15 protein-coding genes and 1 pseudogene are annotated in these 13,663 nt (G+C 61.9%); 7 read left to right on the top strand and 9 right to left on the bottom strand.

Annotated features, from left to right (window positions below):
- Positions 1 to 48 precede the first annotated feature (48 nt).
- Entirely contained in the window at positions 49 to 1,503 is a 1,455-nt protein-coding gene (mltF, locus tag DU490_RS10430; RefSeq protein WP_258801601.1) for a membrane-bound lytic murein transglycosylase MltF, read from the top strand.
- A gap of 51 nt (positions 1,504 to 1,554) precedes the next feature.
- Here mltF and tadA read toward each other — a convergent pair whose 3' ends face one another.
- On the bottom strand, positions 1,555 to 2,046 hold the full coding sequence (gene tadA, locus DU490_RS10425) for a tRNA adenosine(34) deaminase TadA (protein ID WP_114574229.1): 492 nt from the start codon (positions 2,044 to 2,046) through the stop codon (positions 1,555 to 1,557).
- Between the two features lie 63 nt (positions 2,047 to 2,109).
- On the opposite strand from tadA, the gene DU490_RS10420 reads away from it, so the two are divergent.
- Positions 2,110 to 2,922 carry an acyl-CoA thioesterase II gene (locus DU490_RS10420; protein ID WP_114574228.1) on the top strand — a complete coding sequence of 271 codons (813 nt, stop codon included), beginning with the start codon at positions 2,110 to 2,112 and terminating at the stop codon, positions 2,920 to 2,922.
- A 56-nt stretch (positions 2,923 to 2,978) separates the two neighbouring features.
- Here DU490_RS10420 and DU490_RS10415 read toward each other — a convergent pair whose 3' ends face one another.
- The 3 genes and pseudogenes from DU490_RS10415 to DU490_RS10405 form a co-directional block, all read right to left on the bottom strand.
- Positions 2,979 to 3,851 (bottom strand): bifunctional nuclease domain-containing protein, encoded by an 873-nt coding sequence (locus DU490_RS10415; RefSeq protein ID WP_114574227.1) that lies wholly within the window; start codon positions 3,849 to 3,851, stop codon positions 2,979 to 2,981.
- A gap of 305 nt (positions 3,852 to 4,156) precedes the next feature.
- Positions 4,157 to 4,579 (bottom strand): annotated as a pseudogene (locus DU490_RS10410) (SRPBCC family protein); the annotation flags it as partial.
- Positions 4,580 to 4,596: 17 nt separating this feature from the next.
- The gene (locus DU490_RS10405) at positions 4,597 to 5,223 is read right to left on the bottom strand and encodes a hypothetical protein (RefSeq protein WP_220270485.1); all 627 of its coding nucleotides are present in this window, start codon (positions 5,221 to 5,223) and stop codon (positions 4,597 to 4,599) included.
- 129 nt (positions 5,224 to 5,352) lie between these two features.
- On the opposite strand from DU490_RS10405, the gene nfo reads away from it, so the two are divergent.
- Complete coding sequence (gene nfo, locus DU490_RS10400; protein WP_114574225.1) at positions 5,353 to 6,201, top strand: deoxyribonuclease IV; 849 nt, start codon at positions 5,353 to 5,355, stop codon at positions 6,199 to 6,201.
- Between the two features lie 152 nt (positions 6,202 to 6,353).
- On the top strand, positions 6,354 to 6,497 hold the full coding sequence (locus tag DU490_RS17190) for a hypothetical protein (RefSeq protein ID WP_181870014.1): 144 nt from the start codon (positions 6,354 to 6,356) through the stop codon (positions 6,495 to 6,497).
- A gap of 71 nt (positions 6,498 to 6,568) precedes the next feature.
- Here DU490_RS17190 and ada read toward each other — a convergent pair whose 3' ends face one another.
- Positions 6,569 to 7,663, bottom strand: a complete 1,095-nt coding sequence (gene ada / locus DU490_RS10395) for a bifunctional DNA-binding transcriptional regulator/O6-methylguanine-DNA methyltransferase Ada (RefSeq protein ID WP_114574224.1) — start codon at positions 7,661 to 7,663, stop codon at positions 6,569 to 6,571.
- A 376-nt stretch (positions 7,664 to 8,039) separates the two neighbouring features.
- On the opposite strand from ada, the gene DU490_RS10390 reads away from it, so the two are divergent.
- Complete coding sequence (locus DU490_RS10390; protein WP_114574267.1) at positions 8,040 to 8,375, top strand: antibiotic biosynthesis monooxygenase; 336 nt, start codon at positions 8,040 to 8,042, stop codon at positions 8,373 to 8,375.
- Here the strand turns inward: DU490_RS10390 and DU490_RS10385 are convergent.
- Positions 8,327 to 8,575, bottom strand: a complete 249-nt coding sequence (locus DU490_RS10385) for a hypothetical protein (protein ID WP_181870013.1) — start codon at positions 8,573 to 8,575, stop codon at positions 8,327 to 8,329. The two genes, DU490_RS10390 and DU490_RS10385, sit on opposite strands and share 49 nt — an antisense overlap.
- A gap of 494 nt (positions 8,576 to 9,069) precedes the next feature.
- Here DU490_RS10385 and DU490_RS10375 point away from each other — a divergent pair, with 494 nt between their 5' ends.
- Positions 9,070 to 10,032, top strand: a complete 963-nt coding sequence (locus DU490_RS10375) for an arsenic resistance protein (protein ID WP_220270484.1) — start codon at positions 9,070 to 9,072, stop codon at positions 10,030 to 10,032.
- 199 nt (positions 10,033 to 10,231) lie between these two features.
- On the opposite strand, the gene DU490_RS10370 is transcribed toward DU490_RS10375, so the two are convergent.
- Together DU490_RS10370 and DU490_RS10365 are read right to left on the bottom strand one after the other, a co-directional pair.
- Entirely contained in the window at positions 10,232 to 10,453 is a 222-nt protein-coding gene (locus DU490_RS10370) for a hypothetical protein (RefSeq protein WP_114574222.1), read from the bottom strand.
- 148 nt (positions 10,454 to 10,601) lie between these two features.
- Positions 10,602 to 11,795: a Xaa-Pro peptidase family protein gene (locus DU490_RS10365; RefSeq protein WP_114574221.1), complete on the bottom strand. Its 1,194-nt coding sequence runs from the start codon at positions 11,793 to 11,795 to the stop codon at positions 10,602 to 10,604.
- A 156-nt stretch (positions 11,796 to 11,951) separates the two neighbouring features.
- Here DU490_RS10365 and DU490_RS10360 point away from each other — a divergent pair, with 156 nt between their 5' ends.
- On the top strand, positions 11,952 to 12,683 hold the full coding sequence (locus DU490_RS10360; protein WP_114574220.1) for a YebC/PmpR family DNA-binding transcriptional regulator: 732 nt from the start codon (positions 11,952 to 11,954) through the stop codon (positions 12,681 to 12,683).
- 120 nt (positions 12,684 to 12,803) lie between these two features.
- Here the strand turns inward: DU490_RS10360 and DU490_RS10355 are convergent, their stop codons facing one another.
- A complete protein-coding gene (locus tag DU490_RS10355) occupies positions 12,804 to 13,640 on the bottom strand; it encodes an alpha/beta hydrolase (RefSeq protein WP_114574219.1) in 837 nt (278 codons plus the stop codon).
- Positions 13,641 to 13,663 lie beyond the last annotated feature (23 nt).

The raw sequence follows: 13,663 nt of genomic DNA, 5'->3' as shown, positions 1-13,663 counted from the left end.
CGTTATCGTGAAGCCCTCATCGCCGATCGTGCCTAAATGCCTGAACCCATGAGTCGACTCGCACAGCGTCGTCTACGCCTTGCCGCCCTGCTGCTGTTGGGGGTCGTGCTGAACCTGCTGCCCTACCGGCATTTCACCCCGCCAGACGACCTCCTCGAGGCAGTCCGCGAGCGTGACTTTCTCAGTGTGCACACGCGTAACACGCCGACTACCTACTATGAAGGACGCCATGGCCCGACCGGCTTCGAGTACGAGCTGATGTGGCGCTTCGCCGACCACCTCGGCGTCAGCCTGACCCTGGACGCCAGTCACCACATCATGAGCGTGGTCGAAGCCGTGCGCCGGGAAGGGGATCTGGGCGCCGCCACTCTTCCCCTGGACCCGGGACAGGAAGGCCTGATCTTCAGCCGGGCAATTTTTGACCTGCAGCCGGTACTGGTTTACCGGCGCGGCTTGCCGCCGGTCAAGGACCCGGCGGGGTTGGCCGGCCTAGAGATCGGCACCATCCGCGGCTCGGGCACCGATCAGGCCCTGCGCGGGCTACAGGCCGAATATCCCGAGCTTGGCTGGCGTGAGTCGCCCGAGGTCGAGGTGCCCGAACTGCTCAGTCGGGTGGAGAGCGGCAATCTCGATGCTGCGGTAGTGTACGACCATCAGTTCCGAACCAACCGGATCTTCTTTCCCGGCGTCGAACGCGGCTTCCTGCTCGGCCAGCCACTCTCCATGGCCTGGGCCTTTCCCGCCCAGGGCGGCTTGCGCCTGCAGCAGGAGGCCAACCGCTTCCTGCAGCAATTGCAACACGAAGGAACCCTTAACGAGCTGGTCGACCGCCACTTCGGCCACGATGACTATCTCGAATACGTCGGCGCCCGGGTCTTCATCGCGCATCTGCATGAGCGCCTGCCCGACTATACGGCGTTGTTTCGCGAGGCCGCCCGCAACACCGGCTTCGACTGGAAGCTGCTGGCGGCGCTGGGTTACCAGGAATCGCACTGGGATCCCGAGGCCACCTCACCCACCGGGGTGCGCGGTCTGATGATGCTGACCCTGCCAACCGCCGGCGAAATGGGCGTCGATGACCGCCTGGATCCGGCCCAGAGCATTGATGGCGGCGCCCGCTATCTGCGACACGTCAAGGATCGCTTGCCCGACTCAATCCAGGGCGATGACCGGTTGTTCATGGCCATGGCCGCCTACAATGTCGGTCTGGGTCACCTCTACGATGCCCGCCGGATAACCGAACAGCTCGATGGTGACCCCGACCGCTGGGAAGACGTCCGCGAAGCCTTGCCGCTGCTGCAGAAACGTGAATGGCACAGCCAGACTCGTCACGGCTATGCCCGTGGCGGCGAGCCGGTCATCTATGTGCGCAATATTCGTCGCTACTACGAGATACTCTCCTACGTCGACCGCAGCCAGCAGCAGTATCTTCAGCTCAACGAGTCGAATAGTGAAGGAGCCGACGACGGCCATCTGTTCGAGATCGTGCCACCAATCCTATGAACGTCTTGACATGCACCTCCCCGACCCGGCCAGGCCATGGTCGCACCTGAGCTAGCTACCTCCGCAGCCGGATTCGCCACTCTTAGCCACCTCACGGCGTGCCTCGAAGAACGCCTTGAGCAGTTGCGACGCACGGCTAGCGAGCACCCCCCCTTCCACCGCCACCCGGTGGTTATGCCAGGGCTGGGCGAAGAGGTTGGCCTTGGACTCGACCATGCCGGTACGTGGTTCCGCAGCACCGTAGACCACCCGCGCAAGGCGCGCATGGATGATCGCGCCGGTACACATCAGGCAGGGCTCCAGGGTGACATACAGCGTGCAGCCGTCGAGCCGATAGTTGGCCAGCCGCGCACCCGCGTCACGCAGTGCGCGAATTTCGGCATGGGCGCTGGGATCGTGTCCCGAAACCGGTGCATTGTAGCCGGCTCCAGCGATCTCACCGTTTGCATCCACCACCACGGCACCCACCGGCACCTCACCGGCAGCCAGGCCCTCGCGGGCCTGATCCAGCGCCCGATGCATGTAGAATTCGTCACTGCGCATCGGCCCGGACTCCGTGTATGCTGATGCAATTAAACAGTCGTATGATGCCCGCTGAGGATCCCCATGACCGATGCCCTGAATGCGCTCGTCGACCTGCTCGGCCTGGAAGAAATCGAAGAAAACCTGTTTCGAGGCCACAGCCAGGACCTTGGCCTGCCCCAGCTGTTCGGTGGCCAGGTACTCGGCCAGGCGCTCTCTGCCGCCACGCAAACGGTGAAGGAAGTGCGACAGGTGCATTCGCTGCACGGCTACTTCCTGCGTCCGGGCGACCCCCATCGCCCGGTAGTCTATCAGGTCGACGCCGTACGCGATGGGGCCAGCTTTACGACACGACGCGTCACCGCCATCCAGAAGGGGCGTCCGATCTTCTTCTGTAGTGCCTCCTTCCATGGCAGCGAACAGAGCATGGCCCACCAGATGGCCATGGCGGATGTCACCCTGCCCGAAGGCCTGCTCGATGACCCCAAAGCTCGCCTCGAGCGCTTTCCAGGACACCCCATCGAATTTCTACATCTCGGGGATGAGGCCGAATCGGGCCAGCCCGCACGCAAGCGGCTGTGGTTTCGCCTCACCGGCGACCTGTCCGATGACCCCGCACTGCATCGCAACCTGCTGGCCTACAGCTCGGATTTCAATCTGCTGACCACTGCACTCGTCCCTCACGGCATCGGCTTTCGTGATCCCAGGCTACAGATAGCAAGCCTTGACCACGCCATCTGGTTTCATCACGACGTGAAGATCGATGACTGGTTGCTTTATGACATGGAGAGCCATTGGGCGGGAGGCGCCCGTGGCCTGGCCCACGGCAGCATCTTCGATCGCAGCGGCCGGCTGGTCGCTTCTACCGCCCAGGAGGGCCTGACCCGGCTGCGTTAAAGCTGGGACATGAAGCAGCCCCCACAGGCGTCAATGCTGTAGCAACCGCGCATGCATCATGCCTGGATGCCGGGCACCTCAAGGGGCTCGCGCGGCACCGTGCGGGGTGGCGGTACGTCGGTGGAGAGTTCGAGCTCGTACTCCTCCCCTGCCTGCCAGTAGCGCAACTGGGCGCCTTCGTCCCGTGGAGTGTCACGCACCAGCTCGAGAAACCGCATGGGTGTGGCCGGTACTTCGCCATTCACTTCGAGTATCAAGGCCCCGGGCTCCATGCCGGCCTCAGCAGCTGGCCCACGGGTATCGCTGACAAGCACGCCCTCCCGATCGGGCAGGCCGAGCGCCTCACGCAGGTCATCATCCGCCGGGGTCACCGTGATACCCAACGCCACCACAACCTGATCGTCCAGCGCTTCATACTCGATCTGCCGCGCCGCTTCCAGAACCTGGGGCGCGACATGGATGCTCGCTCCCGCATACAGCGCCAGGGCGATGGCATCGCTGGGTCGACTGTCGATCCGCACCGGCTCCTCCCGGCCCTGGACACGCAACTCCAGCATGCCGAGAAAAGTGTTGTCGACGATGGCATCGACATAGATGCGCTCCAGCGTTACGTCGACACCCAAGAGGACATCACCGAGCAGCTCATGAGTCATGGGACGCGGGGTGCGTTCGCCACCCAGGCCGCGCAGAATGGCACCCGCCTCGTTGGGCCCAATGAAGATCGGAATGACATCTTGAGTCCCGGGCTCCCTCAAGAGCACCACCGGCGGGCCGCCAAAACCGGCCATGCCCACGGTGGCGATCTCGACCTCGACCATATGATCAGGCTCGGCGGCGAGTTCACGGGCACCGGCAGCATGCGCGCCAAGCAGCAGCAAGCCACCCAGATATAATGGTGCCAGGTAGCGCCAGATCAGTGGCAGTCTCATAAGCCTCCTCGATTACCGACATTCGGCTATTGGTTTGTTCACTCAGGATGGCACCCGGAAGCGGACTTTGCCATGCGGCACATCACAGGACCCAGGCACTGTTCCCGGTCGGCTGGCCAAGCCGGCCCCACCTTGCGGCAAGGCGAGCCGGTGTGACCTTGGTAGCCTTGCCTTGAATCAAGCTTGAGCCTGAACGGCTTGCTCTCCGGCCGCATCGAGATCAATGACGCCTACCTGGGCGGTGAACGACCAGGAAAGCGCGGGCGCGGCGCAAAGCTAGTCAGGTGCCGTACCAGCCCCACCTGACCTTCGCGCATCATGGCGTGGTGATTCCAGGCCACCAGCGGGCGCGCCACCCGAGCCAGCAGACCCATCCAGGGGCGCACCGTTCGCACCTGCCAGAGGTAGCGCACCCGAGTGGACGTGTTCGTCTCACAAAGCTGCCAACTGCCGAAACCGGCCACGTCGCCACTCGCCACCCCCTCGATCAGGCTGGGTTGGCATACACGGGTAACCCGGATATCGAAGCGCAGGTAGTAGCCCAACCGACTCTTCCAAACGAAACGCTGGAAACGACCGATGCCGTGATCGTCTCCCACCTCGAGCTGACGTACCTCCACCAGCCCGGGCCACCAGTCGGGCCAGTGCAGCGAATCGGTCAGTGCATCGAAGACCGCGTCGGCCGGGAAGTCGAGGTGCCACGTCGTATCGAACTCGAATCTCGCCATGATTTTACAGATGATACTTATGGAGTGAAGTGGTCGGAGGGGAAGGCCGGGTCGAGGGTGACATCTTCCAGATGTACGCTTTCAAGGCGCTCGCCGCGTCGGTCGTAGCTGATCACCCTGAGCGGGAACAGCGTCTCCTCGTCGAGCCACAGGTCGTAGCGCGCCACCTCGTGTACCGCCCTGCCGGGCTCGGCTTCCACCACCACATGCTGCACCGGGTAGCCATCGAGTGTCATCGGCTCGAGCAAGCGTGCCTTACCGTGCCGCTGTAGCTGCTGCACATTGCGCAGCAGCGTACCCACGTCAGACTGATCCACGCGATGCCCGCTCGAGCTACGCACCATGCGGTTGGTGGGACGCAGGGAGAGCCCCGGCCGCCTACCCGGCGAACCGAAGGGCCACAGCTGGACCTTACCGGTATCGGGGCGATAGATCAGTACCGCCCCACGATAGGGCGTTTCCATGTCCATGCGCACGTAGCCGGAGCATTGATAGCTGTAGCGGATGACCTCCTCCTCGCCCGCACTGCTTTGGCTGCGCAGCGTCATGCGATACCCCTGCAGCGCATCGATGCGACCCAGCACCGATGTGATCGGGTCCGCCTCGATCGGGGCGCTTATCGCAACCAGTACGAGTGGCATCATGTGGCATATCCTCGGCTTCTTCCCTTTGAGACTAGCAGGGCCACGACGGGTGGCGAGGTGCCGAAGTGGAAAGATAGAAAAGCAGCCTACGTGTTATCGTATTGGTATTGCCAACCACGGAGAGGTCAGATGAAATACCTCGGCGCCCATGTCAGTGCTGCCGGCGGTCCCGACCAGGCCGTGTTACGCGCCGTCGAGATCGGCGCCGACGCCTTCGCCCTGTTCACCAAGAACCAACGCCAGTGGCGCGCCAAGCCCCTCGATGACACCACCATCGAGGCCTTTCGCAGTGCCTGCAAAAAGCACGGCTTCGCCCCCGGGCAAATCCTTCCCCATGACAGCTACCTGATCAATCTTGGCCACCCGGACAGGGAAGGACTTGCGAAGTCGCGCGCCGCCTTCCTCGACGAGATGCAACGCTGCGAGCAGCTCGGCCTGACCCTTCTCAATTTTCACCCCGGCAGCCATTTGAAGAAGATCAGCGAAAGCGAATGCCTGACCCGCATCGCCGACTCAATCAATCACTCACTGGCCGAAACCCAAGGCGTCGTTGCGGTGATCGAGAATACCGCCGGCCAGGGCACCAACCTGGGCTGGCACTTCGAACACCTCGCCGAGATCATCGAGCAGGTCGACGACAAGTCGCGGATCGGCGTGTGCATCGACACCTGCCACGCCTTCGCCGCCGGCTACGACCTGCGCACCCCTGAAGTCTGCACCGCCACCCTCGACGAGTTCGACAAAGTGGTGGGCTTTAAGTACCTGCGCGGCATGCACCTCAACGATGCCAAGAGCGAGTACGCCAGCCGCGTTGACCGCCACCACAGTCTGGGCCAGGGCAATATCGGGCTCGACGCCTTTACGACCCTGATGCGCGACCCGCGCATCGACGAGATCCCCATGGTGCTGGAAACCATCGAACCCGAGATCTGGGCCGAGGAAATCGCCTGGCTGCGGGCTCAGGTCAGAGACGATTGAGCCAACCACGGGCTGGGCAGAACATAATCGTGACATGAAGGCCTAAGTATCCGTCGGCCAGTGCGAAAGCTGCCGCCGTCAATTCAGAGGTAAAGCTCTCTTGGGACAGCGAAGTCCAGGGGATTACCCATCACTCCATAGGAGGCATGCACATGGGTTTCATCGAACTACTGACGGTGAGCGTGGCCGCAGTGGCGTTGCTAGCCTTGACGCACGCCATGGCCAAGCAACGGCGCCCCATTCGCAAGGAAGCGCGGATTGATAAGCACGAGCCTTGCCAGAACCGAAAGCGGTAGTGCTAAGCATTGTCCGAAAAGAGTCGCCTCCGGCACCCTTGGTGTCGGGGTCTTTTTCTGAACGAACAGTATCACGGCTCGCCCATGGCGAGGTGATTGTGTTCGCGCTCGAGAAGAGCGCGCTTTCTCTCCACCCCCCAGCGATACCCGGAAAGCGCCCCGTCACTACGTACGACCCGGTGGCAGGGAATGGCAAGCGCAATGGGGTTGGAGGCACAAGCCCTGGCCACGGCTCGCACCGCTTGGGGAGAATCGATCTGCTTCGCCAACTCCGCATAGCTGATCGTGGCGCCTACGGGAATCTCGGTCAGCGCATGCCAGACCCGCCGTTGAAAGGCGGTACCCCGAATGTCCAGCGGCAGCGACAGTCCGATACCAGGCACCTCGACAAAGCCCACCACCCGGGCCATCCAGGCATCGAAATCCTGCCCCCCCGGGACCAGGTTGGCGTTGGCGAAACGCTCCTGGAGCTCCTGCAACAACTGCTCCGGGTCGCTCCCCAGGGATATGGCGCAAATGCCCCTTTGGCTGGTCGCCACCAGTATCGTGCCCAACGAACATTCTCCCAGGGCGAAGTGAATCAGCATGCCTTTGCCGCCCGAACGGTAACGTTCCGGCGTCATGCCGAGCATGCGATTGGAACCAGCATAGAAGCGCCCGCTGGAATTGAAGCCCGCCTCATAGATCGCCTCGGTGATGGATTCTCGTTGTACCAGCGCCTGGCGTGCACGATTTTCCCGGCAAGCGACTGCGTAGGCCTTTGGCGTCAATCCAGTGGCCGACTTGAAGACACGATGGAAATGGAAACGGCTCAACCCCACGGCTTGTGACAGCTCGTCGAGCGACGGCAGGTCTTCTGATGCTTCGATGAGACGGCAGGCCTTGCCAACGCTCTCGGCGTGTCGCTGAGCCAACGACGGCTCCTGGGGATGACAGCGCTGACACGGCCGGTAGCCGGCCCGCTCGGCGGCGGCCCCATCGGCATGGAACTCGGCGTTTTCCCGGCGCGGTCGGCGCGACGCACAGGTCGGCCGACAGTAGATCCTGGTGGTGCGCACTGCATAGACGAAAGCGCTGTCCGCCGCGGCATCGCGGGCCAGTACCGCCGCCCATTTCACCTCATCGGAATCGAAGGTGGCAAGTGAATCGGTGGATGTCTCGAACATGGCGGGCTCCCGTGCTATGGATTTGGCGCTATTCTCAACTCAGGATGGGCCTTGGGCCCGCCTAGCACACTCCGTTTCTTGCTTTCAAAGTGAGCCCGGTTCTTAGCAGCATTCGCGGCATAGCATCATCAAATCCGACGCTAGCATCCGCTACGCTACAACTCCCGGGTGCCCTGCTACCCTTCAGACAAGAAAAACGCCCCGGCAAACACTTACTCACCGGGCGACACCTACCATTCATCTCCGGCTATAATTGCCCAGACTCGTGGCAGTAGGCAGCATGGTCTCGTCAACCTGAACGCGATGTTAGAGGATATCGAAACACGGCTACGATGAGACCGCTAACTGAAGCACACAACGACAACACGGAATGCTCATGATCGTCGTCATCTTCGAAGTCATCCCCAAGTCAGGCCACCACGAGCAATATCTCGACATCGCCGCCAGCCTGCGCCCGCTTCTCGATGAGATCGATGGTTTCATCTCCATCGAACGCTTCGAAAGCCTGACCCAGGCGGGCAAGGTTCTCTCGCTCTCCTTCTGGCGCGACGAGGAAGCTGTGGCCCAATGGCGCCAGCTCGAACGTCACCGCGCCGCCCAGGCCCAGGGCCGCGAAGTGGTGTTTGATGACTACCGCCTGCGCGTGGCTGCGGTGATGCGCGACTACGGCATGTACGAGCGCGAACAGGCACCCGAGGATAGCCGACCGTAGAAAGCGCCATCCTCGGTCTGACGGGTACGCACAAGCATGGCGAAGGTACGCTGGCTGGCAGCATGCCAGTCGATCAGGTAGTGCTTGGCGAGATACATCGCCTCGTCGACACTCGACAGGCACGCGATGAGGCACAGCGCCAGATCGCTCCAGGAGGTGCCGCCCGACGCCATGACCCGTCGACTTCCGACGCTTTCCACCCGAATGCGCCTCGCTGATGACCGGCCTCGGCGAAGCCACTCCCGTCATATTCTCGTAGTACCTGCCATTGATGGGGGCCAGGTGGAACACGACGTGCTGGCCTGCTTCCAGCACGGTGGCGGCGTGGCGTATTCGCGCTATGCCCGTTTACATGCCGTCATGGCTGAGGACAGCGGCCAGACCGTGCTGCCCACCAGTGTCAGCGGCGACTGGCGAGAGAATACCCTCTCGCCTTTAGTACGGCTTCGTCGGTGTCGGCAGGCCCCAGTGCCAGATATGATTCCGCTTATGTATTGTATGATTTCTCCGCAAGCCGCTCGCGCCCTGCAATTCTAGGCGAGGACAGCGTGATTGCCACACAGCACAGTGCCGGGGTTGGACTGATCAGCCTGGGAACTTGTAGCCATTGATGGTCGACCGCTGGGGTAGCTTCGAAAAACAGCCGAGGAGTGACTACGCGACGCAAGCCGATCATTTCAAGGGGACAAGCAATTTGACACGCCAGACGCTCGAGAAGTATCAGGTATTGGCCTACCTGGCAGCTATCGCGTCAGGCCTAGCACTCGGCACCACCCTGCCGGGTCGGGTCGGCGTGCTGGGAGCGATGCTGTGGCCGCTGCTGGGCGCGCTGCTCTACGTCACCTTCACCCAGGTACCGCTCACGCAGCTACGCGGAGCATGGCGTGACAGGCGCTTCATGGTGGCTGCTGTAGTCGGGAATTTCCTGCTGCTGCCGCTGGTCGCCTGGGGGCTGGCAAGCCTTTTCGCCAACCAGCCGGCGGTTCGCCTGGGCATACTGCTGGTACTGCTGGTGCCCTGCACGGACTGGTTCATCACCTTTTCCCACCTGGGCGGGGGCAAGACGCCGTACGCCATTGCCTTCTCGCCGATCAGCCTGCTGCTTCAGCTCGCACTACTGCCCCTTTATCTTTGGCTGTTTCTGGATCAGAGCCTGCTGATCGCCGTGGTGCAACGCGAGCTGCTGCTGGCCTTTGCGGGGCTGATTCTGCTGCCACTGCTGCTTGCCTTCATCACCGAGAAATGGGCACAGGGCAAACGGCGCCGCGAGCAACGCATCACGCGCCTGGCCTGGTTACCGGTGCCGCTGCTGGCTCTGGTGGTCTTTTCCATCGCCGCCACCCAGGTCAATGTCGTCATCGCTTCACTGTCCGTGCTCGGCGGGCTGTTGCTGGCCTTTACCTGCTTTCTGCTCGTCGCCGCACTGCTGGCTCGCCTACTGGCCCACACCTTCACGCTCCCCGCTGTCCAAGGGCGCGTGCTTGCCTTCAGCCTGGGCACACGTAACTCCTTCGTCGTTCTTCCCCTGGCACTTTCACTTCCCGCTTCCTACGAGCTGGCGGTAGTGGCCATCGTGTTCCAGTCGCTGGTCGAACTTATCGGCATGGCGATTTTCCTGTGGTGGGTACCAAAGCGACTCTTTCCTATGAATGCCTGATGACTGCAGACAGCCGAATACACTGCCGTATTGGTAACATACGAGGGCCTACGGGTAGCCATACTCGCTTCGCTATCCACGCTGTTAAAGGCTAAGTAAAGTGACCCAGTAGTGGGTGCGGCTTGAAAATGTTAAGGATACTCGGCCCTACCGGCCCCGGATTAACGGCCGCTTCCGTCAACCCGAGACAGGCGCGGCGCTAACCTTCCTCGAAGGGACGCGCCCACAGCTCCACAGGCTCATGGCGACGCAGAATCTCTTCCGCTTCCGGCCTGGAGGTATCGGGCACGATGACCTTGACCTGATGCGTGCCCCTGTCGAAATAGAGCTTCTCACGTGGAAAGCCCTCGGATATCAGCTCATCATAGGCGTTGGTGGCCTTCATCAGGTCCCTGTAATCAGCGGTAACGGTCAGTGTCATGACGCCCTCCTGAAGTAGAGCAAAAAGCAGAACAAATGGCGCAGGGGCTGCATTCGGAAACAACAAACACCCCCCCTGTCTATCGTTCAGTATAGCCATTGTTCAGTATAGCTATATCGCTCGATTAGACATTAGCGAGGTCTGTCGCTCAGCTTCCTGGGCACTCCTTGAGCTGCCAATCGTTATCGGTGATCGATACCCCACCGCTGGGCGTGACCTGAACGGTATCGCTGATGCCGACCCCCCATTCACCCGGCACGCGCAAGCAGAGCGGCAAGTGGAAGACCATATCAGCCTCGAATTTCCGCTGTTGGCCACAGGCGATATAACCGCTGCCCTCGACCCAGCTGGGGGGGAACTGAGCCCCGACGGCATAGCCAAAGACCCCGGAGAAAAATACCCGGTCAGCGTGCGGCGCCAGTACCGCCTCGGCGGCGCGAGCGGCATCGTCGAAAGTGTTGCCGGGACGCAAGGCCCCGCTCAGTGCCTCGAACAATGACCGGCAAACATCGCGCATGGCCTGCATCTCACCGCTGGCCGATCCCGCCACGGCAGTGCGCATCATGGGCGCGGTATAGCGACGAAAAGAAGCACCGAATTCAAGAAACACCGGCTGATCTCGCTCGATCCGCTGGCGCTGGTGGTTCAGGTGTATCACGCTGATACGCTGGCCGGTGGTCACGATGGGCTGCATGCTCATGAATTCACTGCCCGCCGCCAACAAGGCGCGGGCACCTTCCGCCGCAACGTCGTTGTCGGTCATGCCCGGGGCAATCGCTTTGATGGCCGCATCAAGCCCGCGTGAAGTAATTCGTGCGCTTTCTCTCAGGCAGGCTAGCTCCGCTTCGCTCTTGACGATACGGATACGGTCAAGCAAGGCCCCGCCATCAGCACGGAAGCGTTCGGCTCCCAGTCGCTGCTGCAGTGGGCCGATAATGCCATGACGCAGGGTGGGACTGAAGGAATCCAGGCCGATAGCCGAAAAAACTGACAGCGTCTCGGCCAATGGCTCAAGCACCTCCTCGACACCCTCCCAGCGATAGCCCAACAACTCATCGACCCGGGCCGTGACTACTGCCGGGCCGGTCTCGATGGAGGGCATTTGCAACACCAGGCGATCCGCCGAACATACAAGGCAGGTATGCACCGACACCTCGAAGGTGTTGTAGCCGGTCAGGTAATAGATATCGGCGGGATCGGTGACCAGCAGGGCATCAAGGCCGGCCTCTGCCATCGCGGCTCGAACTTGCATCTGGCGGCTATCGAATTCCGCATCAGGAAAGGGCAGCTCGGCCGCCTGCAAACGTGCCGCCAGGGCGCGGCGATACTGATGATGGTCCATGGAAGATGGGCTCCAGGCAGAAATAGGGCGCGACTCACCACGATAGTGTAGCCATGACCCGGATCATGCCACCCGGTTACCCGTGAAATAACGCTGTTCCCTGCTGGTACGGTTTCGTAGAATTCCGCCTCATGTCAGACGCAATGGGACAACGATATGGGTAGGGCCTTTCAGAACCGCAAGGAATCCATGGCCAAGACGGCCGCCGCCAAGACCAAGGTCTACAGCAAGTACGGCCGCGAGATTTACGTGGTCGCCAAGGCCGGGGGCGTCGATCCCTCCGCCAACCTGAGCCTGCGCGGCCTGATCGAACGCGCCAAGAAAGACCAGGTGCCATCACATGTGATCGACAAGGCGCTGGACAAGGCCAGCGGTGTAGGCGGAGAGGACTTTTCACCGGCTCGCTACGAGGGTTTCGGCCCAGGCAACTGCATGGTCATCGTCGACTGCCTGACCGACAACCCCAACCGCACGTTCGGTGACGTTCGGGCCTGCTTCAACAAGGCCAAGAGCAAGCTCGGCACCCCCGGCACCGTCAGCCACATGTTCGATCACTGTGCGATCCTCGCCTTCAGCGGCGACGACGAGGAAGCCACCCTCGAGGCGCTGATGGAAGCCGACGTGGATGTCACCGATATCGAAAGCGAGGATGGCCTCATCACCGTCTTTGCACCGCATACCGACTATGCCAAGGCCAAGCAGGCCCTGCTCGATGCCTTCGGGGAGCTTGACTTCGAGCTCGACGAGATCCAGTTCGTGCCACAGACCACGACACCGGTCGAAGGCGACGATATCGCCATGTTCGACAAGCTGCTCGATACGCTCAACGACCTGGACGACGTGCAGAACGTGTTCCATAACGCCGAGGTCATGGCCGAGCAGGACTGAGCGACAACAGGCCGGCTCCAGGTTGGAATAGCGCCAGGCCAGCACGAGAAGGGCAAGAACCCTGCCGGCTGGCCTGGCCCCTCCCTTGTCAATGGGGTTGGGGACGACACTCAGCAAACCTCAAGGCCGATGCAGGTCGGCAAGCGCCTCCAGAAAAGCTTCGATACCGTCCGAATATTCCGGTTCGCTGTCGAGGAATCCAGTATTATGACCGCCCCGGATGACTAGCATCTCCTTGGGCTGATTGGCCGCCTCAAAAACCGCTTCCCCCTGTGAAAAGGGAATGATTTCGTCCTCACGGCTGTGAATCACCAGCAGCGGAGCCGTGAGCCGGGTCACATAAGTTTCAGTGTCGTAGTACAGATTAGCCAGCCAGCGTACCGGCAGGAACGGGTAGAGGCTTTGGCCCAGCGAAGGTACCGAGCGGAAAGGCGACTCCAGGATCACCGCTGCAGGACTCACGTCGGGTGCCAGTCCGGCGGCAAGCTCCGCCGCCACGGCAGCCCCCAGCGAGCGCCCAAACAACACGACCTCATCGGGTGACGCCTCGGCCTCCTCGAGCAGCCAGCGCCAGCTGGCCCGGGCATCCCTCGCCGTGCCGACTTCCGAAGGGCTGCCCTCGCTGCGGCCATAGCCCCGGTAGTCGACGATCAGCACAGACAAGCCTAGCCGGTTGAACTGACGTATCGAATCCAGGCGGTGGGAGATATTGCCGGCATTGCCGTGAAAGAACAGCAGGCTTCCCCCGGGGTTCTCGGCCGGTATCCACCAGGCATCCAGCGTCACTCCATCTTCGGTCTCGAGTTCGACCGATTCCCACTTCATGCCCCGGTCCGCCGGGGTGGCCACATGCTCCCGCCCCATGTGCGGCAGGTAGAGCAGGCGATCCTGGAAGAACCAGGCCAGCGCCACCACGATGGCATAGATTGCCGCCAGCGAAACGAGGATACGCAGCATTCATAGCCTCCCTGACCGGCGTG

Source organism: Halomonas sp. DQ26W (assembly GCF_003339685.1).
Classification (GTDB): domain Bacteria; phylum Pseudomonadota; class Gammaproteobacteria; order Pseudomonadales; family Halomonadaceae; genus Halomonas.
The sequence above is the reverse complement of the archived record's forward strand: the minus strand, read 5'-3'. Positions and strand labels throughout refer to the sequence as shown.

Excerpts from the sequence above, each read along its gene's own strand:
- DU490_RS17190 (WP_181870014.1), top strand. The coding sequence starts at position 6,354 with ATGGGTTTCATCGAACTACTGACGGTGAGCGTGGCCGCAGTGGCGTTG.
- tadA (WP_114574229.1), bottom strand. The coding sequence starts at position 2,046 with ATGCGCAGTGACGAATTCTACATGCATCGGGCGCTGGATCAGGCCCGC.
- DU490_RS10405 (WP_220270485.1), bottom strand. The coding sequence starts at position 5,223 with ATGATGCCACTCGTACTGGTTGCGATAAGCGCCCCGATCGAGGCGGAC.
- DU490_RS10355 (WP_114574219.1), bottom strand. The coding sequence starts at position 13,640 with ATGCTGCGTATCCTCGTTTCGCTGGCGGCAATCTATGCCATCGTGGTG.
- ada (WP_114574224.1), bottom strand. The coding sequence starts at position 7,663 with ATGTTCGAGACATCCACCGATTCACTTGCCACCTTCGATTCCGATGAG.
- mltF (WP_258801601.1), top strand. The coding sequence starts at position 49 with ATGAGTCGACTCGCACAGCGTCGTCTACGCCTTGCCGCCCTGCTGCTG.
- DU490_RS10360 (WP_114574220.1), top strand. The coding sequence starts at position 11,952 with ATGGGTAGGGCCTTTCAGAACCGCAAGGAATCCATGGCCAAGACGGCC.
- DU490_RS10415 (WP_114574227.1), bottom strand. The coding sequence starts at position 3,851 with ATGAGACTGCCACTGATCTGGCGCTACCTGGCACCATTATATCTGGGT.
- DU490_RS10420 (WP_114574228.1), top strand. The coding sequence starts at position 2,110 with ATGACCGATGCCCTGAATGCGCTCGTCGACCTGCTCGGCCTGGAAGAA.
- nfo (WP_114574225.1), top strand. The coding sequence starts at position 5,353 with ATGAAATACCTCGGCGCCCATGTCAGTGCTGCCGGCGGTCCCGACCAG.
- DU490_RS10365 (WP_114574221.1), bottom strand. The coding sequence starts at position 11,795 with ATGGACCATCATCAGTATCGCCGCGCCCTGGCGGCACGTTTGCAGGCG.
- DU490_RS10390 (WP_114574267.1), top strand. The coding sequence starts at position 8,040 with ATGATCGTCGTCATCTTCGAAGTCATCCCCAAGTCAGGCCACCACGAG.
- DU490_RS10370 (WP_114574222.1), bottom strand. The coding sequence starts at position 10,453 with ATGACACTGACCGTTACCGCTGATTACAGGGACCTGATGAAGGCCACC.